This window comes from Ruegeria sp. BHSA162 (assembly GCF_059613385.1).
This window is the reverse complement of sequence record NZ_JBXWSK010000052.1, coordinates 1-24,145: the sequence shown is the minus strand read 5'-3', so window position 1 is coordinate 24,145 and position 24,145 is coordinate 1. Positions and strand designations below refer to the sequence as shown.

Here is a 24,145-nt window from a genome sequence, read left to right as displayed (position 1 = left end):
GACATTATCGATGGTGGCGCCGGAAATGATACGTTGTTCGGCGCTGACGGGGATGACACGCTAAACGGAAACACTGGCAATGATGTTCTGCACGGTGGCAACGGTCACGATGACCTCTCGGGGAATGCCGGTGACGACATATTGTACGGCCATGCCGGCGACGACCAGTTGGTTGGTGGCGAAGGCGATGACGATCTGTACGGCGGTCAGGGCAACGATGACCTTGCCGGGGGTGAGGGCGAAGACGCGCTGCAAGGCGGCGACGGCGAAGACATGCTCGCCGGCGGCGCAGGGGCAGACACGCTGTTCGGCGGTGATGGCGACGACACTCTGACCGGCCGGGACGATGGCGAGACGCCCGCCAGCGATTTTCTGAACGGCGGCGCGGGGGACGACACGATCCGGGCCGGTGCCGGAGATGTCGTCACCGGCGGTCAGGGAGCGGACCAGATCGCCATCGATGGAACGGGCACCGGGAAGGAAGTCAGCGTCGTGGATTTCACCCCCGGAGAAGACAAGCTGCTGATCGAATGGAACGGCCCTGACGCGCCCGAAATCGGGATCGAACAGGATGCGGACAACGCTGATCTGACGCGCGTTCTGGTCAACGGGCGCGAGGTGGCCTATCTGTTCGGCGCCCAAGGTCTTGGGCCCGAGGATATCCAACTGACCCCGGGTCTGGACCCGGCCCTGACCAGCCCCTCGGGCTGAGATACGCAGAATCCCTTTGCCATTTATTCCGATTGCGCCTATACGCGCCCATCCGCATCGGAATCGGTGCGGTTTTCTCCATGGGCCTGCGCTGGACGACATCCCGGCCTGCGCCATCAACTCTAACCTTCGAAGGAGACCCCGATGTCGATCACTGCCGAAGAAAAAGCACGCGTCATGAAAGAATTCGCGACCAAGGACGGCGACACCGGTTCGCCGGAAGTCCAGGTTGCAATCCTGACCTCGCGCATCAACACCCTGACCGAGCACTTCAAGACCCACAAGAAAGACAACCACGGCCGCCGTGGTCTTCTGAAGATGGTCGCCCAGCGCCGCAAGTTGCTGGACTACCTGAAGGGCAAGGAAGAAGCGCGCTACCAGGACCTGATCAAAAAGCTGGGCATCCGCCGCTAAGCGCGGACTACACCGCTTTCAAGTTCGAAACGCCCGCCATTTGGCGGGCGTTTTTTTGTCAGAGGCGCGCGGCGTTCAGTCCAGCGTGTTCTTGTAGACCACACCGTCTTTCATGATCAGGTCGAAGTTTTCGCCCGGATTCCCAACCAACTCAAGGTTTTCAAGCGGATTGCCGTCGACGAGGATCAGGTCGGCATAGGCACCCTCTTTGATGACCCCTAGCGGGCCGTCTTGATACGGGTGCCGGGGGCCGCTCAGTTCCAGCAACCGGGCGTTTTCAGAAGTGGCGATTTTCAACACTTCATACGGGGTGAACCATTCGCCCAATCGCACCAGATAAAGACTTTGTTGATACGCCTTGGAGGCGTCCAGAAGCTGGTCGGTCCCAAAGGCCAGGTTTACCCCCACCTCTTTGGCCATCGGGTACAGGTTCGCAACGGCATCTGTGACCTGCTTGTATTTTGCCGCGCTGACCGGGCTGTCCCAGACCATGTCCTCTTCTTTCATGGTCTGGGGGCTTAGCCATGCCCCTTTTTCTTTCATGAGCTCAAGCGTTTCACGAGACGCGAAGAAACCATGCTCGATGCTCATGACGCCGGCTTCGACTGAGGTGCGAATCCCGCGGTCCGTCATTACATGGGCTAGTACGTAAGTATTGAAGTTCGCAGCTTCTTCGACGACCGCTTCGATCTCATCAACAGAGTATTCGCTCACATCCAGCGGATCATACTGTGAGGATACGCCACCGCCTGTGGTTATTTTGACTTGGGAGGCACCGTACTTGAGAATCTCGCGGGTCCTTTTGCGAACCTCGGGGACCCCATCGGCCACCATCGCCATCATGTTCTTTTCCCAATAACTCAACTCGGAAGTCGAGTTTCTTGGGTTTTCCAACAAACTGTGGAAATCGGCATGACCCGATGTTTGGCTCATGAACGGCCCCGAAGGCAGAATGCGGTGCCCGGGGTATTCGCCGGAATCGATCAGTCTCTTGATTGCAAATGGATTGCCGCCGGGATCGCGCACTGTTGTGAAGCCGCGCATCAGGGTTTCCTTTGCCCCTGTCATCGAACGAATGGCCACTTCCGACATATCGCCTTGATTGAAGATCAAGACGGTTGCTGGGGTATACGCATATGTCGTGTGCCAGTGTACATCGATCAGACCCGGGATCAGGGTGCGTCCACCGCCGTCGATCACCGTTGCTCCTTCGGCCGAGATCGGGTCTGCCGACACAGCTGCAATCAGGTTGCCCTCGATCAGAACATTCGCGTTCTCGATGCGCCCGTCGTTGACGCCATCAAATACATGCACATTGGTGATCAGGGTCTGAGCCGGGTCTTGCTGCGCGGAAACCGAGGTGGCGGCAAGCAGCGCCACCAAAAGATGAATACGCATGAAGTATCTCCTGTCAAACATCGCCATCTTAGCAAATAATCCGATTTGTACATGCGGAATTTTACTCAAAAACATGCATCCTGAACGTATCCTCGAAACAACCCAAAGGCGTGCAGAATGATTTCTCTGTTTCTCAATGCCTACCGTCTGCTGAAGGCGATCGTCCGATCGTGGGACGATCCGCATTTTCGGGGCGGTTTGCTGCTATGTATGCTTATTCTTCTGTCCGGGACGTTGTTCTACAGCAGCGTAGAGGGCTGGCATTGGGTGGACGCGCTGTATTTCAGCGCAACCACACTATCGACGGTCGGGTTCGGCGATCTGTCCCCGGCGACCAAGATCGGCAAGGTCTTCACCGTGATCTACATTTTCGTTGGGGTCGGCGTGTTCATCGCAATGTTCATTCAATTTGCAAAAGCTTTGTTGCGAGATCCTGAATAGAGACTTCCGACCCGGGTCAAACCTTCGGAACTTACAGCTGGGTCCGGTTAAAGCGAAAAAACACCCGCCAATTGGCGGGCGTTCATAGGCCGTCGAGGGCGGCTCAAATCTTGGCGCGCTCAGACTTCAGCGCCAGCCACAGGCAGTAGCACATGATCAGCACCACAAGCGTGAACGGGATGCCGGTTGACACCGCCGCCCCTTGCAGCGCGGCAAGCCCGCCACCCAGCAGCAGCGCGATCGCGACCAGACCTTCCAGCGTGCACCAGAACACACGCTGCACCACCGGGGCGTCCATCTTGCCGCCGGCGGTGATCGTATCGATCACCAGAGACCCCGAGTCGGACGAGGTGACAAAGAAGACCACGATCAGAATCAGCGCGATCGGAGCCACGATGCCGTAGAGCGGAAGCTCTTTCAGGAAGCCGAACAGCGCGCCTTCGGGGGCATAGCTGTCGATCACCGTGGCCTTGACGCCCTCGGCGCCGCCGACGTTCAGCATATCGATGGCCGCGCCACCAAAGGTGGACATCCACAGCGCGCAGACCGCTGTCGGCGCCAGCAGCGCACAAATCACGAATTCACGCACCGTGCGCCCCTTGGAGATGCGGGCGATGAACATGCCCACGAAAGGCGACCACGCGATCCACCAGGCCCAGTAGAAGGTTGTCCAACCGTGGAAGAAGCTGGTGTCTTCCCGCCCGAACGGGTTCGACAAAGCCGGCAGCAGCCTGACGTAATCGGTCATCACGCTGAAATAGCGCGAGATCGCCGTGCCGATCCCGGTCACTGCGATCACGAACAGGAACAGGCCCACGGCCATGATCATGTTGATCTCGCTGAGCCGCTTCACGCCCGCGTCCATGCCCATCAGCACCGAGCCCAGCGCGATCATCGTGATACCGATGATCAGCAAGACGACGACGGTTGGGCTGGGTTCGATGCCGAACACCTCGTAGAGACCGGCGGCAACCTGTTGCGCGCCCAGCCCCAGCGATGTGGTCAGGCCGAACAGGGTGGCAAACACCGCCAGCGTGTCGATCGCATGGCCCCACCAGCCCCAGACACGCTCGCCCAGCAACGGGTAGAAGGCCGAGCGCAGGGTCAATGGCAGGCCGAGATTGTAGCTGAAGATCGCGAGGCTCAGGCCCACGGCGGCGTAGACCGCCCAGCCCTCCAGCCCCCAGTGGTGGATGGTACCTACAACACCAATGTATTCATTGCCCGGCACCGCGATGTCGATGCCCAAAGGACGGGCGCCGCCATCCTCGGCGAAATTGTAGTAGACCGGCTCTAACACGCCAAAAAACAGCAATCCGATGCCGATCCCGGCCGCGAACATCATCGCAATCCAGCCGGCGTAGGAGTAATCGGGCTTGGCGTCTTTGCCGCCGATGCGCACCTTGCCCACCGGCAGAACGATCAAGGCCAGGCAGAACAGCGTGATTGCATCCACCGACAGGACGAGGAACCAGTCGAAGGTGCTGGTCAGCCACGGCCGCAGCCAACCGAAGAACGTTGCTGCGGCCTCTTGATTGGCGAGAGCGATCAGCACGAAGGCAAAGATCAGGATGCTTGAGATAAGAAAAACCGGGTTGTGAATATCCAGCCCGAATGGGCGAACATTGTCCTGCCCCAGCTCGTATTCCGTTTCGAAATCATAGATCCGCGGATCCGGATCCAGCATTTTCTTGGTCTGAGACATGTGGCCGTCCCTTTCGTTCGCGCGAATTGCAAACGCCAAGGTATTCGGCCGTCGGACGACAGTGAGTAGTCTTACCCCCTTGGCGCCTTTTCGTCGTCTGGACCGCGGGTTCCGTGGTAAGAGGCTACACTGCAATCACTTTTTCACAAAATGCATTCGCCTACAGGAATGTGTCTGCGCATGGCCAGCGATGGCCTGACCGAGGTCGAGAGGACGGGGTCGCATTAGTTTCGCGGCTTTCCTACCACCGTCGCAGCCCGGAGTTTCTCTCCAGCCTCTGCCGCGCCGATTTCCGATCTGCATATCCTCGATGACGAGCGATGGTCCTGTTTGCGAGCGGGTGCACGCCAGATGCTATGCGGGCTTACGCATCGGAACGTTCGCGGTGTCGGCTGACGCAAAGGCGAACCACGGCAGATGCAGGACCGTGTGCCTTCTGCGGCCTTATCCCTTTCAATCCGACGCAATCTCATGTATGCGCGCGGTATCTGAGACGTTGTGCCCTGACCCCGGCACTCGAATGGAAGATAAATTGGGGTCGGCGGCAATGGGGCCGCCACGCAAAACGGGAGACCCGCAGGGGCGGGAGTGCTCCCATCTAGGATACGCATATGTTTGATGTAACGAAGAAATCGATGCAGTGGGGCGAGGAAACGCTCACACTGGAAACCGGCAAGGTTGCCCGTCAGGCTGACGGCAGCGTGATTGCCACGCTGGGCGAAACCAGCGTCATGGCCAACGTGACCTTTGCCCGGGAGCAGAAGCCCGGTCAGGACTTTTTCCCGCTGACCGTGCACTATCAGGAAAAATACTATGCCGCCGGCAAGGTGCCGGGTGGCTTCTTCAAGCGCGAGGCCCGTCCGACCGAGAAAGAGACGCTGACCGCGCGCCTGATCGACCGTCCGATCCGTCCGCTGTTCGTTGACGGGTTCAAGAACGAAGTTCTGGTGATGTGCACCGTACTGAGCCACGATCTGGTCAACGACCCCGACATCGTGGCGATGATCGCCGCATCGGCGGCCCTGACCATCTCGGGCGCGCCCTTCCGCGGCCCGATCGCCGGTGCCCGCGTTGGTTTCGTGGATGGCGAGTACGTCCTGAACCCGACCGTGGACGACATGCAGGACCTGCGCCTGAACCCCGAACAGCGTCTGGATCTGGTTGTGGCCGGCACCAAAGACGCCGTGATGATGGTGGAGTCGGAAGCCTACGAGCTGACCGAAGCCGAGATGCTAGGCGCCGTGACCTTCGCGCACGAACAGATCCAGCCGGTGATCGACCTGATCATCTCGCTGGCCGAAGACGCCGCGAAAGAGCCCTTTGCCTTCGAAGCCCCCGACTACTCGGAGCTGTACGCTGCCGTGAAAGCTGCCGGTGAAGAGCAGATGCGTGCCGCATTCGCAATCACCGACAAGCAAGAGCGCACCGCAGCCGTCGCTGCCGCGCGCGAGGCCATCAAGGCCGCTCTGACCGAAGAGCAGCTTGAGGACTCGAACCTGGGTTCGGCGATGAAAAAGCTCGAAGCCAGCATCCTGCGCGGCGACGTGGTGAAGGGCGGCAAGCGGATCGACGGTCGTTCGACCACCGACGTGCGCCCGATCGTGGCCGAAACCGGCCTGCTGCCGCGGACCCATGGTTCGGCCCTGTTCACCCGTGGTGAAACCCAGGCGCTGGCCGTGACGACGCTGGGCACTGGTGACGACGAGCAGTTCATCGACGCGCTGCACGGCAACTTCAAATCGAACTTCCTGCTGCACTACAACTTCCCGCCCTACTCGGTCGGCGAAGTGGGCCGCGTTGGTTCGCCCGGTCGCCGCGAAATCGGCCACGGCAAACTGGCATGGCGCGCCCTGCAGGCGGTTCTGCCGGCTCCGACCGATTTCCCCTACACCATCCGCGTGGTGTCCGAGATCACCGAGTCGAACGGCTCGTCCTCGATGGCATCGGTCTGCGGCGGTTCGCTGTCGATGATGGATGCGGGCGTTCCGCTCAAGGCTCCGGTGGCCGGTGTGGCCATGGGTCTGATCCTGGAAGACGACGGCGACTATGCCGTTCTGACCGACATCCTGGGTGACGAAGACCACCTGGGCGACATGGACTTCAAGGTTGCGGGTACCGAAAACGGCATCACCTCGCTGCAGATGGACATCAAGGTCGCGGGCATCACGCCCGAGATCATGGAAAAAGCCCTGGCTCAGGCCAAGGACGGCCGTCTGCACATCCTGAACGAGATGAGCAAGGCGCTGAGCGAGACTGCCGAGTTCTCGATCCACGCACCGCGCATCGAGACCATGCAGATTCCGACCGACAAGATCCGCGAAGTGATCGGCTCGGGCGGCAAGGTGATCCGCGAGATCGTGGAAACCAGCGGCGCCAAGGTCGACATCAACGATGACGGCATCATCAAGATCGCATCGCCCGATGGTGAGTCGATCAAGAAAGCCTACGAGATGATCCACTCGATCGTGGCTGAGCCGGAAGAAGGTCAGATCTATACCGGCAAGGTCGTGAAAATCGTCGATTTCGGCGCCTTCGTGAACTTCTTCGGCAAGCGTGACGGTCTGGTCCACGTGTCTCAGATCGAAAACCGTCGCCTGAACCACCCTTCGGACGTTCTGAAGGAAGGCCAGGAAGTGAAGGTCAAACTTCTGGGCTTCGACGATCGCGGCAAGGTCCGCCTGTCGATGAAATGCGTCGATCAGGAAACCGGCGAAGAGATCGTGCCCGAGAAGAAAGAAAAGAAAGAGGAAGGCGCGGAATAATCCGCCCTGCCCCTTGCTTGATCCAAGACCCCGGTTCCGGCCGGGGTCTTTTTTGTTTTACCGAGGCCTTTCCCGGGCGGCGCCCCTGTTCTATGCACGACACCATGCGATCCTTCGTCATCCATATGTCCTCCAGCACCGCGCGCCGACCCAATGCCGAGCAGCTCTGCGCCGACCTGCCCAATGCCGAACTGATCGAAGCGGTCAACGGGCGCGATCCGGCGCAGATTGCTGGGGTCACGCTGCACCCGGGCAACCTGCATCGCCCACGCTACCCGTTCACCCTGCGCCCGGCCGAGATCGGCGTGTTCGAAAGCCACCGCCGGATCTGGCGCAAGATGGTCGACGAGGGGATCGATCTGGCGATCACCGCCGAGGATGACCTGCGCGTCGATCCCGATCGGATGAACGCTGCACTGGATCTGTTGGGCCCGATCGCGACCCCTGACCACTATATCCGCATCCCGGTCAAGCAGCGCGAAACCGCAGCCCAGACCCTCGCTGAGCATGACGGCCTTCGTCTGATCCTGCCCAAGGTTATCGGACTGCAATGCGTCTGCCAGGTGGTGGGCCGGAAGGCGGCGGAACGTCTGCTGGCGGCCACCGACCGCATTGACCGCCCGGTGGACACGTTCCTGCAGATGCACTGGATCACGGGCCAGCCCGTCCACGCGCTGTTGGGCAGCGGCAACCAGGAAGTGGCCGGTGAAATCGGCGGCTCGACGATCCAGACGAAACCGCCGTTGACCGATAAGCTGACCCGCGAGTTCAAGCGCGCCGCCTATCGCGCGCAACTGCACCTGCATCCGCAGCGCCCCGCCTAGTCGGGCACCGCATCGCCCAGTTCCTCGACCAAGAAATCCATCGCCCGGCGCACCCGCAGCGGCAGATGACGCCGTTCAAGATAGACGATCCAACTCGCGCGGCTTGGATCTTCGTACCCCTGCAGTATCGGCTCCAGCTCAGGGGGGCGCTTCGCGCCCAGAAAAATCTCGGGCGCGTACATGACCCCCAGACCTTGCCGCGCGGCAGAAAGAACGGCGTGCGGGTTGTTGGCCTGCCACCGGCCATGCACCCGAACCTCGATCGGGTCGCCCGAGCCGGGGTCGCGGAATACCCACCGGTCATTGTTGGTGATCAGGCACTGATGATGCCGCAGGTCGGCCGGATGGGTCGGCCTTCCGTGCCGGTCGAGATAGCCGCGCGCGGCCACGCAGACCATTCGTCGGGTTGCCAGACGTCGCGCGATCAGCCCGCTTTCGGTCAGCGTGCCATAGCGGATGGCAAAGTCGAAGCCTTCCTCGGTCAGGTTCAGAAGGCGCGAATTGAAGTCGATGGTGACCGAGAGCTTGGGGTGCAGGCTTGCGAACCGCGCCAAAGCGGGCGCCACGAATTGTTCCGCAAATGGCCCGGCGGCCGACACGCGAATGCGCCCCGCGATCTGGGCCCGATCCCCTGCCGCCGACTGGTTCGCCTCTTCCAGACCCGCCACAAGCCCGGCCACCCGCGCGTGATAGTCGCGTCCGGCGTCGGTCAGGCGCACCACGCGGGTCGAACGCGCCAAAAGCTTGACGCCCAAACGATCCTCAAGCCGGGCGACCTGACGCGAGACATGACTGGCCGAAACCCCAAGCCGCCGGGCCGCAGCAGTGAAGCCCCCCGCCTCGACCACCATCAGGAATTCTTCCAGCCCGTCCCACAGCGCCATCTCGCAGCCTCATTATTACCTGTCAGCAATAATGCTTTGCCAAATCCGGCACTAATCAACAAGCGGCAACAGCCATATATCCCGTCACACAAGACACGGGCCGGGTGAACCGGCCGAACTAGGAGAAAACACATGGCTTCGACTGCAAAGAGAATTCTGGTCGTCCTGACATCGCATGACCAGCTGGGCGACACCGGAGAAAAGACCGGGTTCTGGCTCGAGGAGCTGGCCGCTCCGTATTACGTGTTCAAGGATGCCGGGGCCGAATTGACAATGGCCTCGCCCAAAGGTGGCCAGCCGCCGCTGGACCCCAAAAGCAGCGCACCCGACAGCCAGACCGACGACACCCGCCGGTTCGAGGCCGACCCCGAAGCGATGGCGGCATTGGCCAACACGGTCAAACTGTCCGAGGTGAACGCCCACGACTATGACGCGATCTTCTATCCCGGTGGGCACGGGCCGCTGTGGGACCTTGTGTCGGATGAGAAATCGATTGATCTGATCGAGACGTTCTGGTCAGCGGGGAAACCGGTCAGCGCCGTGTGTCACGCCCCGATCGTTCTGGCGAACGCCAAGGCCGCGGACGGGTCGCCCTTGGTCAAGGGTCGTACCGTCACCGGCTTCACGAATGAAGAAGAAGACTCCGTCGGCCTGACCGAAATCGTGCCCTTGCTGGTCGAGGATACGATGAAAGACAGGGGTGCGCAGTTCAGCAAGGTGGAGCCGTTCCAACCGCATGCCGTGCAGGACGGCAAACTGATTACCGGGCAGAACCCGGCGTCGTCCGCTGCGGTTGCAAGGAAAGTGCTTGAGGCGCTTGAGGCCTGAGGACGTTCAATGCGGTACGGGGCGGGACATGATGTGCCCCGCCCCTTTTGATGTCAGCTCGGCGCCTTGGTCTTGCGCAGATAGGGGAAGATCGTCTCGAACTCGCCGAACTTCTCCTTGGCTTCGTCATTCGAAACCGACGGCGGGATGATCACGTCTTCGCCCGGCACCCAGTTGGCCGGAGTGGCCACGCCCTTGGCGCTCATCTGCAGGCCGTCCAGCGCGCGCAGAATTTCGGCGAAATTCCGGCCCACGGTCATCGGATAGGTCATCGACAGTTTCAACTGCTTGTCCGGCCCGATGATGAAGACCGAGCGCACCGTGGCGCTGTCCGCCGGGGTTCGGCCGTCGGGCAGATATGCCTCGGCGGGCAGCATGTCGAAGGCCTTGGACACTGCCAGTCCGTCATCGGCGATGATCGGAAAGCCGGGGTTGGCCTTGCCATAGGCCTCGATGTCTTTCTTCCACTTCTTGTGGTCCTCGACCCCATCGACCGAAACACCGATCACCTTGGTGTTGCGCTTGGCCCATTCGTCGTTCAACTGCGCCACGGCCGAAAACTCGGTGGTGCAGACCGGAGTGAAATCCTTGGGGTGCGAGAAGAGGATCGCCCAGCTGTCGCCGATCCAGTCGTGGAACTGGATGGTGCCCTGGTCCGTTTCAGCGGTGAAATTGGGGACGGTATCGTTGATGCGCAAACCCATGATGCATCTCCTTTCCTGTGAAAACCCGAGTCGGTTGGTGCAAACCTAATCACTTTGCCCTCAGGTTAAACCATTGATGTGGCACAGGGGCAAAAAACGTGCGATCAATAATTTGATCAAATTTCCAGAATTGCCTTGCCCCAAGGGGGCCGCAGTGACAGAGTGCCCGGGAAAACCGACCGCGCGGTCGAATGAATGCGGATCAAGAGGACACGCCATGATCGAGAAACGCGACTTTTACATCAACGGCCAGTGGGTCGCCCCCAGCCAAGCCAGTGATTTCCATGTGATCGACCCCTCGACCGAGGAGCCCTGCACGGTGATTTCTCTGGGCGGTCAGGCCGATACCGACGCGGCCGTGGCGGCGGCCAAGGCGGCGCTGCCGGGCTGGATGGCCACGCCGGTCGAAGAGCGCATCGCGCTGGTGGAAAAGCTGATCGAGATCTACCCCACCCGTGCCGAAGACCTCGCGCAGGCGATGTCGATGGAGATGGGCGCACCGATCGACATGTCGCGCACCCAGCAGGTGGGCGCCGGGATATGGCACCTGAAGAATTTCATTCGAGCAGCCAAGAATTTCCAGTTCGAGCGCCCCCTGGGCGACCACGCCCCCAATGATCGGATCATCTACGAGGCAGTCGGCGTCGCCGCGCTGATCACCCCGTGGAACTGGCCGATGAATCAGATCACGCTCAAGGTGGGCGCGGCGGCGATCGCGGGCTGCACCATGGTTCTGAAACCGTCCGAGCAGAGCCCGCTGAACGCGATGATCTTTGCCGAGATGATGCACGAGGCGGGCTTCCCGCCGGGTGTCTTCAACCTGGTGAACGGCGACGGCGTGGGCGTGGGTTCGCAACTGTCGGGGCATCCGGACGTCGACATGGTCAGCTTCACCGGCTCGACCCGTGCGGGCACGGCGATTTCCAAGAACGCCGCCGACACGCTCAAGAAGGTGCATCTGGAACTGGGCGGCAAGGGCGCCAACGTGATCTTTGCCGATGCCGATGACAAGGCGGTCAAGCGCGGCGTGCTGCACATGATGAACAACACCGGTCAGAGCTGCAACGCGCCCAGCCGGATGCTGGTGCAGCGCCCGATCTATGACCAAGCGGTGGAAACCGCGGCCGAGGTGGCGGGCAAGGTCACCGTGGGGCCGGCGATGCAGGAAGGCCGCCATATCGGCCCCGTCGTGAATGAGCTGCAATGGACAAAGATCCAGGCCCTGATCCAGAAAGGCATCGACGAGGGTGCGCGCCTGGTCGCCGGCGGTCCCGGTCGCCCCGAAGGGTTCAACAAAGGCTATTTCGTGCGCCCCACCGTGTTTGCCGACGCCAACAACCAGATGACCATCGCGCGCGAGGAGATCTTTGGCCCGGTCCTGACGATGATCCCCTTCGATACCGAGGAAGAGGCCATCGAGATCGCCAATGACACGCCATATGGCCTGACCAACTATGTTCAGACGCAGGACGGCGCCCGCGCCAACCGCATGGCGCGGCGCCTGCGGTCGGGCATGGTCGAGATGAACGGCCAATCGCGCGCTGCCGGTTCGCCCTTTGGCGGCATGAAACAGTCCGGCAACGGGCGTGAAGGCGGTGTCTGGGGGCTGGAGGACTTTTTGGAGGTCAAGGCCGTCAGCGGCTGGACCCCGGAATAACCCCGGCACAGGAAAGTTCAAAATGCGGGGCAAGGCGCGGACAGGCACCTTGCCCCGTTTGCGTCAGGCCGGACGCACCACCAGTTGTGGCTCGCCGTTCGACGTATGGCGAGCTGACCGACCGTCCCAGCCGATCTGACCGCTGACGCGCTGGCGAAAGGCCGAGAAGCTGTCAAAGGTCACCACGTCGACCGGGGTGTCGAACTGCAGCGTGATCCGCCGCTGCGCGCCGTCGCCCAGCATCGTCAGGCCGCGGATTTCCCCGGTGAAGGGCTGGCCCAGATAGGTGCCCCGCACGCGGTCTCCGACCTTCAGGTGCAGCCGGTTTCCGGCCATCGCGTGCAACGTGTTCCAGTCGCGCGCGCCGTGCTGATGGGCGATCATCTCAAGCGATTGCGCATGGCTCAGGGCCACGCCGGCGCCACGCAGTTTCTCGCGCAGGCGTTTGGCCTGCACTTTCAGCTCGCCCACGGGGGCGATGGTTCGGATCTGTGTCATGTCTTGCCTCGTTTCCAGAAACGGGCGCGAGTATTGGACGGGGCTCGCCTTGCCATCCGCGCGCCGGGAAAGGGCAACAGATGTGGTTTGAACCGGGTTTCACCAAAGCCAAAGGGCCGCGAGCGGCAGGAGACCCGAACCTGCGCGCCTTTTGGCAGGCGCGAGACCCCAAGTCAATCAGGCATCGGCCTGCGCCGCCTCGTAGGCCAGCATGGCGCGTTTGACGGGCAACCCCCAGTGATAGCCGCCCAGGCCCCCCGATTTGCGCAGCGCGCGGTGGCAGGGGATCAGCCAACTGACCGGGTTGCGGCCCACCGCCGTGCCCACTGCCCGCACCGCCTGCGGCGTGCCCACGGCCTGCGCTATCTGGGAATAGGTCGTCACCTGGCCCGAGGGGATCTGCATCAGCGCCTCCCACACCTTGATCTGCAAGGGTGAGCCGATCAGGTACAACGGCGTAGGCTCCAGCCGGTCGCTGGCCGCGCCAAATGCCGACAGGACCCACGGGCGCAGGCGCATCGGGTCCTCGACAAAGTCGGCCAGAGGCCAGCGCGACAGCATGTCCTGCATCGCGGCCTCTTCACCGGTCTCGGCGGCAAAGGCCATGCCGCAGATGCCCTTGGCCGTGCCCATCACCAGTGCCGGGCCAAAGGGGCTTTCGAACCAGCCCCAATAGATGGTCAGCCCCGCGCCCTTGCGGGCGTATTCGCCGGGGCTCATCGCCTCCCATTTCAGGAAGAGGTCGTGCAGGCGGCCGCTGCCGGACAGGCCGACACTGTGCGCGGTCTCCAGCGTGGTGAACCGCTCGCGCAGCAGCGCCTTGGCATGGCCCAGCGTCAGGTACTGCTGGTAGCGTTTCGGCGACACGCCCGTCCAGCGCGAGAACAGGCGCTGGAAATGGGCGGGGCTCATGTCCATCTGGCGGGCCAGTTCTTCCAGCGACAGCGACTCGCCGCCCTGGTCGATCAGATCGATCGCGCGCCGCATCACGTTGTAGTGGTACCCGGATTCGGATGTCTGGACGTTCATGGCATTCACCTTGCTGTGGCTTGTCCCATCCTAGCCGCGCCGGGCCCGACCGTGCGACCCGAAACTTGCGTATTGGCGGTGCAGCGGGCTTTGGGCTTGTCACCCGGCACCGCGGGCGGCATTAAGGCCCGGATGGCAAAGCAGCTTGATTATCACACGATCCGCGAGATCTTTACCCGGTTCCAGCAGGCCGACTCCGAACCCAAGGGCGAGCTTGAGTACGTGAACGTGTACACGCTTGTCGTCGCCGTGGCGCTGTCGGCGCAGGCGACCGATGCGGGCGTCAACAAGGCCACCCGCGCGCTGTTCAAGATCGCGGACACGCCGCAGAAGATGCTCGACCTCGGCGAAGAGGGGTTGATCGAGCACATCAAGACCATCGGCCTGTTCCGCCAGAAGGCCAAGAACGTCATCAAGATGTCGCGCATCCTGGTCGAGGACTACGGCGGCGAGGTGCCCAACTCGCGCGCCGCACTGCAGTCGCTGCCGGGCGTCGGGCGCAAGACCGCGAACGTGGTGCTGAACATGTGGTGGCGATACCCGGCGCAGGCGGTGGACACCCATATCTTTCGCGTCGGCAACCGCACGGGTATCTGCCCCGGCAAGGATGTGGATGCCGTGGAACGCGCCATCGAAGACAATATTCCCGTGGACTTTCAGCTTCACGCCCATCACTGGCTGATCCTGCACGGCCGGTACCACTGCAAGGCGCGCAAGCCGCAATGCGGCACCTGCCTGATCCGCGACCTGTGCCAATTCGAGGACAAGACCCTATGAAAACCTATCACCTGACCGGCATCGGCAACGCCGTTGTGGACGTCATCTCTCAGGCCGACGACAGCTTTCTCGAGATGATGGGAATCGAGAAGGGTATCATGCAGCTGATCGAACGGGAACGCGGCGAGGTGCTGTATGCGGCCATGGAAAACCGGGTGCAGACGCCGGGCGGGTCGGTGGCCAACACCATCGCGGGCGCGGGTGCGCTGGGTCTGGACGCGGCCTTTATCGGGCGGGTGCACGATGATGCGCTGGGCCGGTTCTATGCCGATGCGATGAACGAGGACGGCGTGGATTTCGTGAACCCGCCGGTGCCGGGGGGCGAGCTGCCAACCTCGCGCTCGATGATCTTCGTCTCGCCCGATGGCGAACGGTCGATGAACACCTATCTGGGGATTTCCTCGGAACTGTCCTCGACGGACGTGCCGGCCGAGGTGGCGGGCAACAGCCAGATCATGTTCCTCGAGGGGTATCTGTTCGACAAGGAGAAGGGCAAGACCGCCTTCCTGGAGGCCGCGCGCGACTGCCGCAACGGCGGCGGCAAGACCGGCATCGCCATCTCCGACCCGTTCTGCGTCGAGCGTCACCGTACCGATTTCCTGCTGCTGATCGAACACGAGCTGGATTTCGTGATCGGCAACGAGGCCGAGATCAAATCGCTGTTCGAGACCGACGACCTGGAAGAGGCGCTGGCCAAGACCGCTGCGATCTGCCCGCTGGTGGTCTGCACCCGCTCGGGCGACGGGGTGACGGTTCTGCACGACGGCACGCGTATCGATGTACCGGTCGAGAAATTGGTGCCGGTGGACGCCACCGGCGCGGGCGACCAGTTCGCCGCCGGATTCCTGTTCGGCATGGCGACGGGCCGCGACTATGAAACCTGCGCCAAAATCGGCAACGTCTGCGCCCGCGAGGTGATCAGCCATATCGGTCCGCGGCCGGATACCAACGTGCTGGAGTTGTTGCGGGAGGAAGGGTTGGTTTGAAGTTCAGCAAGCCCGTTCTGAACAAAGTCCATCGTTGATTGCAATACGATTGATTTTCTCTGCCTGTGGTATGGTTGTTTGGCACGGGGGAGAACTTCAGATGTCCAAAACAGCACTGGTCACAGGGGCTTCAAGTGGAATCGGCCGGGGAGTGGCGATCAATCTTGCTGCGCAGGGTTGGCACGTACTCGCGCATGGGCGGCGTGAAAACGAGCTTCGGGAAACGCTTGCCCAAATTAGGAAAGCCGGCGGGACCGGGGATTTCTTCACCGCTGAGATGGGCGATATGGAAGCCGTGGCGGCTCTTGCGGACTGGGCATTGTCTCACGACCGCCTGGACGCGCTTGTGCATTGTGCAGCCAAATTTACCTACGGAGAAGTGTCCACTGAACGATTTGACGACTGGGACCAGTCCATTGATCAGGTGCTCCGAGCAACAATTCGGCTTACGGCGCATGTTTTGCCAGCCATTCGGGAATCGGAAGGGGCATTTGTCTACGTCTGCGGCCCAACATCATGGCTTGGGTGGAAGAATCACGCCATTCACTGCGCATTGAGACACGCTCAAGCCGGGTTCGCAAAGGCGCTTTTCGAAGATGCTCGCGAAAGCGGTGTCAGGGTAACGCTCGTTCATCCCGGCTTTGTAAACACACCCTCAGTCAACGATGCAGGCAAAGATCGCTCGCGTATGATCCAGCTTACCGATATCTCCAAGATGATCGTAACCGCAATCTCACTGCCGAATACGACTTGCGTAACCGAATTGACCCTGCGACCGCAGCGATCACCCTATCTTTGACATACCGATGTCGGAAGCGCGACCGGCAAGGTCTCGTCCGAAATACACCCGGAACGCGCGCATCACCCGCACTCTTTCCTCTCGCGTGAAGGGGAGGGGTTCGGTGGCATACTAATCGCCGCCACCCGAATCCAAGGCTGGAGTTGTTGCGACGAGAAGGGGTGCCGGGCCTTGCCCCCCTCTGCCGTTTTTTCTGGCAGGGCTGGCTCTGACAGCATTATGCTCTCCGTATTCAAAAGGGGGGCTGTCATGAGAGCACTGCTGTTCACGACCGGGTCGCCATTTGCACGGGCGGTCAGGATCGTTCTGGACGAACTTTCGCTGGATTACGAAAGGCGAGAGGAAATCACCACGCCCAGCGCCGAGCAACGCACGCAGGCGACGCCGACATTGCAGGTGCCGACATTCTGGGACGGCGATCTTGTGCTGTGGGAAAGCGGCACCATCGTCGAATACCTGCTGGCGACCTATCCGGACAGGCCGGAGGCCGCGCCCAAGCTGGCGCCCTTTGCCTATCGGCCCGGAGACGCGCAGTGGCAGGACAAGCTGGTGTTCTCGACTATCCAGACCTTCGGCAACGCGGCCACGACCATCTCGCAAATGAAATGGTCCGGGGTGAGTGTGGACCAGAACGCGCATCTGCAGCGGTCGGCCGAGAAGCTGGCCCACATCCTGGGATGGCTGGAGGAACGGCTGACCGGGGAGGACGGATTCGTACCCGGCTACCTGTCGATGCAGGACATCTTTCTGGCCGCCCATGTGCGTTTCGTGCAGGCCCGGCCGCTTGGGGTGGATCTGAAGCTGGACCGTTACGGCAAGGTTTCGGCGCTGCTCGACCGGCTGGATGCGCGCGACAGTTTCAAGGCAAACCCGATCTGGTGGTGGGAACCGGGCGTCGTCAGCTATGAGCCCGACGGTACGCCTGTCTATGCAAAACAGAATGCCTGAGCCGTCACCCCGGCTCGGAGTTGCGGCGGCCTGTTTTAGCGCAGATACCCACGAAAAGCGTCCATGACGCGCTCGTAGACCTCGCGCTTGAAGGGTACGATCTCGGCGATCAGGTGGTCGGGGTCCTGCCATTTCCAGCGGGTGAATTCGGGGTGGTCGGTCTCGATGTCGATCTGGTCGTCGGTTCCCAGAAACCGCAGCAGGAACCATTTCTGCTCCTGCCCGCGGAAGCGGCCCTTCCAGATGTGGGGCACAATGTCATGCGGCAGGTCATAGGGCAGCCAGCCGTCGGTCTCGGCCACGATTTCCACGAGGTCGGGAGTGACGCCGATTTCCTCCTGCAACTCGCGCAGCGCGGCCTCGCGGGGGGATTCGCCCTCGTCCACGCCGCCTTGGGGCATCTGCCAGGCGTCCTCGAACCGGTCGTTGCGCTGGCCGACAAAAATCTGACCCTGATCGTTCATCAGCATCAGGCCCACGCAGGGGCGGTAGGGCAGTTTGGCGATCTGTTCTGGGGTCATGGGCGGGCCTCGTGATGTGGTTGGCCAAGCTGTAGCAACTGGCAAAGCGGCGGCAAAGGGGGTGACGTCAGGTTTCGCGTGACACCGGCGCGGTGCGGCGCGATTGTCGGCCCCGAATTGAGGGAGAGTTTCAAGATGACTGCGTACCCGAACCTGCTGGCCCCGCTGGATCTGGGCTTCACCACGTTGAAGAACCGGGTCCTGATGGGCTCGATGCATACCGGGCTGGAGGAAACCGGCGACTGGAACCGGGTGGCCGAGTTCTATGCGTCGCGCGCGCGCGGTGGCGTGGCGCTGATGGTGACGGGCGGCATCGGGCCGAACCTCGAAGGCTCGGTCCTGCCGGGGGCTGCGATGATGGCCAGCGACAAGGATGTGGCGAACCACTCGGTCGTCACCGACCGGGTGCATCAGGCGGGTGGCAAGATCGCCATGCAGATCCTGCATGCGGGCCGCTATGCCTATGGCCCGAAGTGCGTGGCCCCCAGCCCGGTGAAATCGCCAATCTCGCCCTTCCCCCCCAACGAGCTGGACGAAGAGGGCATCGAGAAGCAGATCAGCGACATCGTGAACGCCGCCGTGCTGGCCCAGAAGGCGGGCTATGACGGGGTCGAGATCATGGGGTCCGAGGGGTATTTCATCAACCAGTTCCTGGTGACCCACACCAACAAGCGCTCCGACCGCTGGGGCGGATCCTATGAGAACCGGATGCGCCTGCCGCTGGAAATCGTGCGCCGCACCCGCGAGGCGGTGGGCACCGATTTCATCATCATCTACCGCCTGTCGATGATCGACCTTGTGCCCAATGGCTCGACCCATGAAGAGGTGGTGCAGCTGGCGCAAGCGGTCGAGAAGGCCGGGGCGACGATCATCAACACTGGCATCGGCTGGCACGAGGCTCGGATTCCCACAATCGCGACCAGCGTCCCGCGCGCGGCCTTTGCCTGGGTGACGAAGAAACTGATGGGCAAGGTGAGGATTCCGGTCATCACCTCGAACCGGATCAACACGCCCGAAGTGGCCGAAGAAGTGCTGTCGACCGGCTGCGCCGACATGGTCTCGCTGGCGCGGCCGATGCTGGCGGATGCGGATTTCGTGTCCAAGGCGATGGCTGGTGAATCGGCCAAGATCGCGCCCTGCATCGCCTGCAACCAGGCCTGTCTGGATCACACCTTCAGCGGCAAGCTGACCTCGTGCCTGGTGAACCCGCGTGCCTGCCACGAGACCGAGCTAGTGATCGAAAAGGCCGCCGCGCCCAAGCGCGTGGCCATCGTGGGCGCGGGTCCGGCGGGCTTGGCCACGGCGATGACAGCGGCGGAACGCGGCCATGACGTGACCGTGTTCGACAAGGCCGACGAGATTGGCGGCCAGCTGAACATGGCCAAGCAGGTGCCGGGCAAGGAAGAGTTCTGGGGCTTGGTGGACTGGTATCGCACCATGCTCGACAGCCTTGGCGTCAAGGTGGAACTGGGCCGCGCGGTTGGCGCCGACGATCTGGCCGGGTTCGACGAGGTGGTGATCGCCACCGGCGTCAACCCGCGCGACCCGCAGATCCCCGGCGAGGACCGCGACAATGTCGTGAACTATATCGACGTGCTGCGCGACAAGGCCCCGGTGGGCAAATCGGTGGCCGTGATCGGCGCGGGCGGCATCGGGTTCGACGTGTCGGAATACCTGCTGGAGGAGGGCCATTCGCCCACCACAGACCTGCCCTTGTGGATGAAGGAATGGGGCGTCGCCGACCCTGAACAGCACCGCTCGGGCCTCGCGCCCGAAGGCCCGCAGCCCGAGGCGCCCAAGCGGCAGGTCACGCTGCTGCAGCGCAAGAAACAGGCGCATGGCAAGGGGCTGGGCAAGACCACCGGCTGGATCCACCGTGCAACGCTGAAGATGAAGGATGTCAACTTCGTTGGCGGCGTGAACTATGAGCGCATCGACGACGAGGGGCTGCATGTCTCGTTCGGAGAAGAGCGCGCGGACCCGACGGTTATCAAAGCCGATACGATTGTCCTTTGTGCCGGACAGGTGCCCGAGCGGTCGTTGGCCGATGCGCTGATCGAACGCGGGATCACCCCGCATGTGATCGGCGGCGCGGATGTGGCCGCGGAACTGGATGCCAAGCGGGCGATCAACCAGGGCACGCGGCTGGCCGCTGCACTTTAGGGAAGACCCGTTCCGTCCACTGCCCCAAGGCGAGAACACCCAGACAAAAGAAAGCCACCCGAACGATGCCCGGGTGGCTTTTTTGAGAGTTGAGCCAATTCCCCGCCTTAAACGGAAAAAGTCAGACCTGTCTCGTTCTCGAACAGTACCAGGTATTCCTGGTAGTCCCGAAAGGCGCGGCGCAGAAGAATTTGTGACGCTGGCTTCGCGCGCCAGGGCTTCTTGCCCCCGATATAGTGCCACATCTTCGGGTTTCGGCTTGCCTGTTTCAGTTGGTCTCGAAATTCGGCAGAGGTATGCCGGAATTTCGGACTGTGCGCGTCGTACCAAATCTGCGGCCGCGTGTTCCACTGCTGAGGAAGTCTGAGCCACTGGCCCGCAAAAATCTGGTTCATCCGATCCTGCTCGGGCAGGTCGTGGATATGCGGGATCAGCTTGTCGAAATCGCCCAGCTCCTTGCCTGCGGGTGAGTTCCGGATCGCTTCGCAATCCATCAGAAGGATGCCCGCGTTGAAGTAGTTCTCGCCGGGCAGAAAGCCCAACCGGATGCTGCGCAAAACGCGCGTTACCGACTTTTGGTGTTCGTGCCCCGGCCTGAGAACACTCTGCATGGATGGGCGCAGAAAGCGACCTTCGCCCAGCGTGACCAATCCCATGTCGACACAGGCCCCGATCCCGTGGCCATTCATGTCGAGATCCTGCAACTCGCAGACATCGCCCAGCACAAGAGTGTCGGCGTCAATGAACAGACACCGGCCCGAAAAGAAGTCTGGCAGAAACAACGGCAGCAGCGTGATTTTCGGGTATTTCGTCTTGAACTCTGAAAATCGGCCGAGCGTCTCGGACTGGAACTCCCGATAGCGGACCGTGCCGTTGTCGACGGCGCGGTCCAGCTGTTCGACGGCTGCGATGTCCTGTGCGGTGAAATCCTGACCGAAAATGGTAACGTCAACAGGCCGGCTGGCGTTCTTGACCACGGAATAGGCCGACAGCAATGCGGGATACAGAAAGTTCCGGTCGACCCCAAAAACAACGTTCATTCAAATACCATGGCTCCGCCCCTGATCGGGATCGTGTATAGGCGAGGCAAGCACATGCAATCAAACCGAAACCGTCCCGCCGCTGTCGGCGGGTTGGTCCCGGCGCTGCGGTTGGTCGGTACGGGTTACTCCACGGTGATCGTTATCACCTCGGAAACGATCGGCGTCGCGTGAGGCACATGACCCGCATCGCCCAGGACCAGTTGCAACGTGTGCGTCCCGGGGGCAAGCTCCAACGTGACTTCGGTCTGACCACCGCCAAAGTGCAGGTGGTTGTCATCAGCCGGCAGTCCATCGGCCAGTTCGTCGGCCCCGTCCTCACCCTGACCCAATGGGGGGCGATCGATCAGCAAATGGTGATGGCCGGTGTTTTCCTTTTCGGTCCCGGCTGGCGCAACGCCCATACCGCGGAGGCCAAAGACCACCGTCAACGGCGACGTTACCGTGTCGCCGTCCGACAGGTTGACGAAATAGACTTCGGCGTCCGGGTTCGATGGCGTCTCCCCTCCGGCCCAGGCCAAGGGGGCAAACAGGCAAAAAATAGTTGCTAGAATGGCTTTCATGATCTCCTCCCTGGTCACAAAAATGCCATTCTGACTTTAGCACGTTGCGAGAAATTACCAGAAAAGAACACGCAAACAGGGGGCGGATGCAGGCGGGAAACCACTGTTTCCGCGTTTCCGAAGCGCAAACGATCCGATTCAAAACCCTGATATTATCCCATGTCTGCCCAGTTTCCGCCCAGATTGGAGGCGATGGTCGGTCAACGAACAGACGACCTGGGGAACGAGAATGGACCGACTGACAGAAATGGAGGCCTTCGCCAACGTGGTGGACCAAGGTGGTTTCACCGACGCGGCCAAAAAGATGGGCATTTCCAAATCAGCCGTGTCAAAGCACGTGTCGAGCTTGGAGGCCCGCTTGGGCGCGCGTTTGCTGAACCGCACGACGCGCCGCGTGTCGCCGACCGAGATCGGGCTGGCCTATTACGACCGCGCACGCCGCGTGCTGAATGATGCAGGCGAAGCCGACGCGCTGGTGACGTCGATGCAATCGGCGCCTTCGGGTCTGCTGCGCATCAGTGTGGCCACTGATTTCGGGGTGAACCACCTGTCACCCGTTCTTTCGGGTTTCCTGGCGGCCTATCCCGACATCACCGTGAACATGGTCTTGAACAATCGCTATGTCGAACTGATTTCCGAAGGGTTCGACGTGGCCGTGCGTATCGGCGAACTGGAAGACAGCACCCTGCGCGCGCGCAAGCTGACCGAAACGGTCAAACGCATGGTTGCGGCCCCCAGCTATATCGAGAAGTTCGGGCGCCCGGCAAAGATCGATGACCTCAACGAACACAAGCTGCTGCATTACTCCAGCCAGTCCTCGGGCAACGTCTGGAAGTTGACTGCGCCCTCGGGCGAAAAGAGGCAGGTGCGCACGGCCGGTTGGCTGAGCGTGAACGACGGACAATCCCTGTTGAATGCGGCGATCTCGGGCCTCGGAATCGCTTATCTGCCCAGCTATCTTTACGCGGACGCGCTGAAATCCGGCCAGGTGGTCGACGCGATGCCATCGTTGCCGGACGAGGTTCAGGGCGTCTATGCGGTGTACCCGCCGGGCCGGTTCACCCAGCCCAAGGTGCGGGCGTTCATTGATTTCCTTGTCGAGTCCTTTGCCGAAAAAGGTCCGATGGATTGGTAAGACCTCCCAGTGAAGACTGACCGGCCCGCGCAAGTTGCGCGGGCTTTTTTTCTTGGTCAGTTCAACAGCAGAACAGCCTCGACCCGGCGGTTCTGTTCGCGCCCTTCCGGGGTGGCGTTGGAAACGATCGGGGCGAGGTAGCCGACGCCCTGCGCTTGCACGCGGTCTTCGGCCACTCCATGTGCCTCAATCAATCGCGCACGGACAGCCTGAGCGCGGCGCGTGCTGACCTCGATATTGGCCTGCAGGTCGCCGGTGTCGTCGGTGTGCCCAACCAGCGCCAGCCGCGCGCCGGGGGTTTCGGCCAGGTAGCCAGCCAGCAGGCCCAGCGACTCGAATGGCCCGGCCCCCAAGGCGACCTCGCCCGTCTCAAAGCTGAGATCGCCGAGTATCACGTGTCCATCCCGTACAAGGCTGGCAACCAGCCCGTCGCCGCCAATCACCGTTTCCTCGACCACCAGCGGCGGTGGGGTCTTACCCTTCGGAGTGACGCGGATCATCTGCACATACCCGTCGGGCTGGTTTCGGCTGATCAGCAAGGTCAGGGCTTCGGCTCCACGAGTGGCTGACAGAAATCGATAGTCATTGATTGCCACATACATGTCGGGCGTCGGCACCACCTCGGTTCCAAAGCGGAAGTCGAACCCACCGCAAGTGCGGGCCTCACATTCGAAAGCGATCTCGAAACCCTGCGCCTTGAGCTGATCCCGCAGCGGGTCGAGGATCTGCAGCGTCGTGCTGGATCCGGCCTGCAAGCGCCATGTGGTGCGCTCGATCCGGCCTTCGACCGTACGCGCGGGAACGGCGTTGTCTGCAAACGGGCCGGTCGGCAATTGGTAGCTGTCCAACGGGCTGACGCGCTGGCTGATTTGTCGCGCGCTCGCCGGCAGCGACAGGTCCTGCGCCGCCACAGGACCCGCGATCAGACAGAAAAGAAGGACAGCAAATCGGGTCATCGAAACTGCGCGTGATACTCGTCATTGGGCACCATCGCCGTGGCACTAGCGACCCGGTTGGACATGTTGAAGAAGCCCGCAACATTTGCGATGTCCCAGATGTCGCGGTCGGTGAACCCCGCATCGCGCAGGTGCTGGCGGTCCGGTTCCTCGATCTCGGCGCTTGCTGTGGTCATCTTTGCGGCGAAGTCCAACATCGCGCGCTGGCGGGCATCCAGCGGCGCCACACGGTAGTTCATCACCAGCATTTCACCCAGCTTGGGATCACCTGACAGCTGACGCACGGCGGCACCATGGGCCACCAGGCAATAGAAGCACCGATTGATCGACGAGACCACGACTGCGATCATCTCACGTTCCAGCTTGCTGAGCCCGCTGTCCGCCAACATCAGGTCATTGTAC

Annotated in this window: 24 protein-coding genes; 13 read left to right on the top strand and 11 right to left on the bottom strand. The window is 61.8% G+C overall.

Going from position 1 to position 24,145, the window contains the following annotated elements:
- Both AC2FM5_RS13955 and rpsO read left to right on the top strand, forming a co-directional pair.
- On the top strand, positions 1-711 hold a 711-nt coding region (locus tag AC2FM5_RS13955; RefSeq protein ID WP_496736276.1), incomplete at its 5' end, for a calcium-binding protein.
- Positions 712-855: 144 nt separating this feature from the next.
- Positions 856-1,125: a 30S ribosomal protein S15 gene (gene rpsO / locus AC2FM5_RS13950; protein WP_005980247.1), complete on the top strand. Its 270-nt coding sequence runs from the start codon at positions 856-858 to the stop codon at positions 1,123-1,125.
- 75 nt (positions 1,126-1,200) lie between these two features.
- Here rpsO and AC2FM5_RS13945 read toward each other — a convergent pair whose 3' ends face one another.
- Positions 1,201-2,523: a metal-dependent hydrolase family protein gene (locus AC2FM5_RS13945; RefSeq protein WP_170440350.1), complete on the bottom strand. Its 1,323-nt coding sequence runs from the start codon at positions 2,521-2,523 to the stop codon at positions 1,201-1,203.
- Between the two features lie 117 nt (positions 2,524-2,640).
- Here AC2FM5_RS13945 and AC2FM5_RS13940 point away from each other — a divergent pair, with 117 nt between their 5' ends.
- Positions 2,641-2,964 (top strand): potassium channel family protein, encoded by a 324-nt coding sequence (locus AC2FM5_RS13940; protein ID WP_170444092.1) that lies wholly within the window; start codon positions 2,641-2,643, stop codon positions 2,962-2,964.
- Positions 2,965-3,067: 103 nt separating this feature from the next.
- On the opposite strand, the gene AC2FM5_RS13935 is transcribed toward AC2FM5_RS13940, so the two are convergent.
- The gene (locus AC2FM5_RS13935) at positions 3,068-4,669 is read right to left on the bottom strand and encodes a BCCT family transporter (RefSeq protein WP_170341096.1); all 1,602 of its coding nucleotides are present in this window, start codon (positions 4,667-4,669) and stop codon (positions 3,068-3,070) included.
- A gap of 611 nt (positions 4,670-5,280) precedes the next feature.
- Between AC2FM5_RS13935 and pnp the strand changes: the two genes are divergently transcribed.
- Both pnp and AC2FM5_RS13925 read left to right on the top strand, forming a co-directional pair.
- A complete protein-coding gene (pnp, locus tag AC2FM5_RS13930; protein ID WP_170341993.1) occupies positions 5,281-7,431 on the top strand; it encodes a polyribonucleotide nucleotidyltransferase in 2,151 nt (716 codons plus the stop codon).
- Positions 7,432-7,523: 92 nt separating this feature from the next.
- The gene (locus AC2FM5_RS13925) at positions 7,524-8,255 is read left to right on the top strand and encodes a glycosyltransferase family 25 protein (protein ID WP_496736272.1); all 732 of its coding nucleotides are present in this window, start codon (positions 7,524-7,526) and stop codon (positions 8,253-8,255) included.
- Here the strand turns inward: AC2FM5_RS13925 and AC2FM5_RS13920 are convergent.
- Entirely contained in the window at positions 8,252-9,139 is an 888-nt protein-coding gene (locus AC2FM5_RS13920; RefSeq protein ID WP_496736270.1) for a LysR family transcriptional regulator, read from the bottom strand. The two genes, AC2FM5_RS13925 and AC2FM5_RS13920, sit on opposite strands and share 4 nt — an antisense overlap.
- Before the next feature lie 132 nt (positions 9,140-9,271).
- On the opposite strand from AC2FM5_RS13920, the gene AC2FM5_RS13915 reads away from it, so the two are divergent.
- Entirely contained in the window at positions 9,272-9,967 is a 696-nt protein-coding gene (locus AC2FM5_RS13915; protein ID WP_496736268.1) for a type 1 glutamine amidotransferase domain-containing protein, read from the top strand.
- A 53-nt stretch (positions 9,968-10,020) separates the two neighbouring features.
- Here the strand turns inward: AC2FM5_RS13915 and AC2FM5_RS13910 are convergent, their stop codons facing one another.
- Positions 10,021-10,671 (bottom strand): peroxiredoxin, encoded by a 651-nt coding sequence (locus tag AC2FM5_RS13910; protein WP_093964131.1) that lies wholly within the window; start codon positions 10,669-10,671, stop codon positions 10,021-10,023.
- A 217-nt stretch (positions 10,672-10,888) separates the two neighbouring features.
- Here AC2FM5_RS13910 and AC2FM5_RS13905 point away from each other — a divergent pair, with 217 nt between their 5' ends.
- On the top strand, positions 10,889-12,328 hold the full coding sequence (locus tag AC2FM5_RS13905; RefSeq protein WP_496736266.1) for an aldehyde dehydrogenase family protein: 1,440 nt from the start codon (positions 10,889-10,891) through the stop codon (positions 12,326-12,328).
- A 63-nt stretch (positions 12,329-12,391) separates the two neighbouring features.
- Here AC2FM5_RS13905 and AC2FM5_RS13900 read toward each other — a convergent pair whose 3' ends face one another.
- Together AC2FM5_RS13900 and AC2FM5_RS13895 are read right to left on the bottom strand one after the other, a co-directional pair.
- Positions 12,392-12,826 carry a glyoxalase superfamily protein gene (locus AC2FM5_RS13900; protein ID WP_170341087.1) on the bottom strand — a complete coding sequence of 145 codons (435 nt, stop codon included), beginning with the start codon at positions 12,824-12,826 and terminating at the stop codon, positions 12,392-12,394.
- Positions 12,827-13,003: 177 nt separating this feature from the next.
- On the bottom strand, positions 13,004-13,855 hold the full coding sequence (locus AC2FM5_RS13895) for a bifunctional helix-turn-helix domain-containing protein/methylated-DNA--[protein]-cysteine S-methyltransferase (RefSeq protein ID WP_170360577.1): 852 nt from the start codon (positions 13,853-13,855) through the stop codon (positions 13,004-13,006).
- Between the two features lie 132 nt (positions 13,856-13,987).
- On the opposite strand from AC2FM5_RS13895, the gene nth reads away from it, so the two are divergent.
- The 4 genes from nth to AC2FM5_RS13875 all read left to right on the top strand — a co-directional run bounded on the left by nth (position 13,988) and on the right by AC2FM5_RS13875 (position 17,365).
- Positions 13,988-14,632 (top strand): endonuclease III, encoded by a 645-nt coding sequence (gene nth / locus AC2FM5_RS13890; protein WP_496736264.1) that lies wholly within the window; start codon positions 13,988-13,990, stop codon positions 14,630-14,632.
- Positions 14,629-15,618, top strand: a complete 990-nt coding sequence (locus tag AC2FM5_RS13885; RefSeq protein WP_496736262.1) for an adenosine kinase — start codon at positions 14,629-14,631, stop codon at positions 15,616-15,618. The genes nth and AC2FM5_RS13885 overlap by 4 nt, the downstream gene beginning before the upstream one ends.
- A 100-nt stretch (positions 15,619-15,718) precedes the next feature.
- Positions 15,719-16,417 (top strand): SDR family NAD(P)-dependent oxidoreductase, encoded by a 699-nt coding sequence (locus AC2FM5_RS13880; RefSeq protein ID WP_170600285.1) that lies wholly within the window; start codon positions 15,719-15,721, stop codon positions 16,415-16,417.
- 249 nt (positions 16,418-16,666) lie between these two features.
- A complete protein-coding gene (locus AC2FM5_RS13875) occupies positions 16,667-17,365 on the top strand; it encodes a glutathione S-transferase family protein (RefSeq protein WP_496736259.1) in 699 nt (232 codons plus the stop codon).
- A gap of 35 nt (positions 17,366-17,400) precedes the next feature.
- On the opposite strand, the gene AC2FM5_RS13870 is transcribed toward AC2FM5_RS13875, so the two are convergent.
- The gene (locus tag AC2FM5_RS13870; protein WP_496736257.1) at positions 17,401-17,886 is read right to left on the bottom strand and encodes an RNA pyrophosphohydrolase; all 486 of its coding nucleotides are present in this window, start codon (positions 17,884-17,886) and stop codon (positions 17,401-17,403) included.
- A 135-nt stretch (positions 17,887-18,021) separates the two neighbouring features.
- On the opposite strand from AC2FM5_RS13870, the gene AC2FM5_RS13865 reads away from it, so the two are divergent.
- On the top strand, positions 18,022-20,049 hold the full coding sequence (locus AC2FM5_RS13865; protein ID WP_496736255.1) for an FAD-dependent oxidoreductase: 2,028 nt from the start codon (positions 18,022-18,024) through the stop codon (positions 20,047-20,049).
- 107 nt (positions 20,050-20,156) lie between these two features.
- Here the strand turns inward: AC2FM5_RS13865 and AC2FM5_RS13860 are convergent, their stop codons facing one another.
- Both AC2FM5_RS13860 and AC2FM5_RS13855 read right to left on the bottom strand, forming a co-directional pair.
- The gene (locus AC2FM5_RS13860; RefSeq protein WP_496736254.1) at positions 20,157-21,089 is read right to left on the bottom strand and encodes a glycosyltransferase family 8 protein; all 933 of its coding nucleotides are present in this window, start codon (positions 21,087-21,089) and stop codon (positions 20,157-20,159) included.
- A 125-nt stretch (positions 21,090-21,214) separates the two neighbouring features.
- The gene (locus AC2FM5_RS13855) at positions 21,215-21,652 is read right to left on the bottom strand and encodes a DUF4399 domain-containing protein (RefSeq protein WP_496736252.1); all 438 of its coding nucleotides are present in this window, start codon (positions 21,650-21,652) and stop codon (positions 21,215-21,217) included.
- 229 nt (positions 21,653-21,881) lie between these two features.
- Between AC2FM5_RS13855 and AC2FM5_RS13850 the strand changes: the two genes are divergently transcribed.
- On the top strand, positions 21,882-22,787 hold the full coding sequence (locus tag AC2FM5_RS13850; protein WP_093964122.1) for a LysR family transcriptional regulator: 906 nt from the start codon (positions 21,882-21,884) through the stop codon (positions 22,785-22,787).
- A gap of 56 nt (positions 22,788-22,843) precedes the next feature.
- Here AC2FM5_RS13850 and AC2FM5_RS13845 read toward each other — a convergent pair whose 3' ends face one another.
- Together AC2FM5_RS13845 and AC2FM5_RS13840 are read right to left on the bottom strand one after the other, a co-directional pair.
- A complete protein-coding gene (locus AC2FM5_RS13845) occupies positions 22,844-23,743 on the bottom strand; it encodes an OmpA family protein (protein WP_170372888.1) in 900 nt (299 codons plus the stop codon).
- A partial coding sequence (locus AC2FM5_RS13840) for a peroxidase-related enzyme (protein ID WP_496736250.1) occupies positions 23,740-24,145 on the bottom strand: 406 nt, incomplete at its 5' end. The genes AC2FM5_RS13845 and AC2FM5_RS13840, both read right to left, overlap by 4 nt.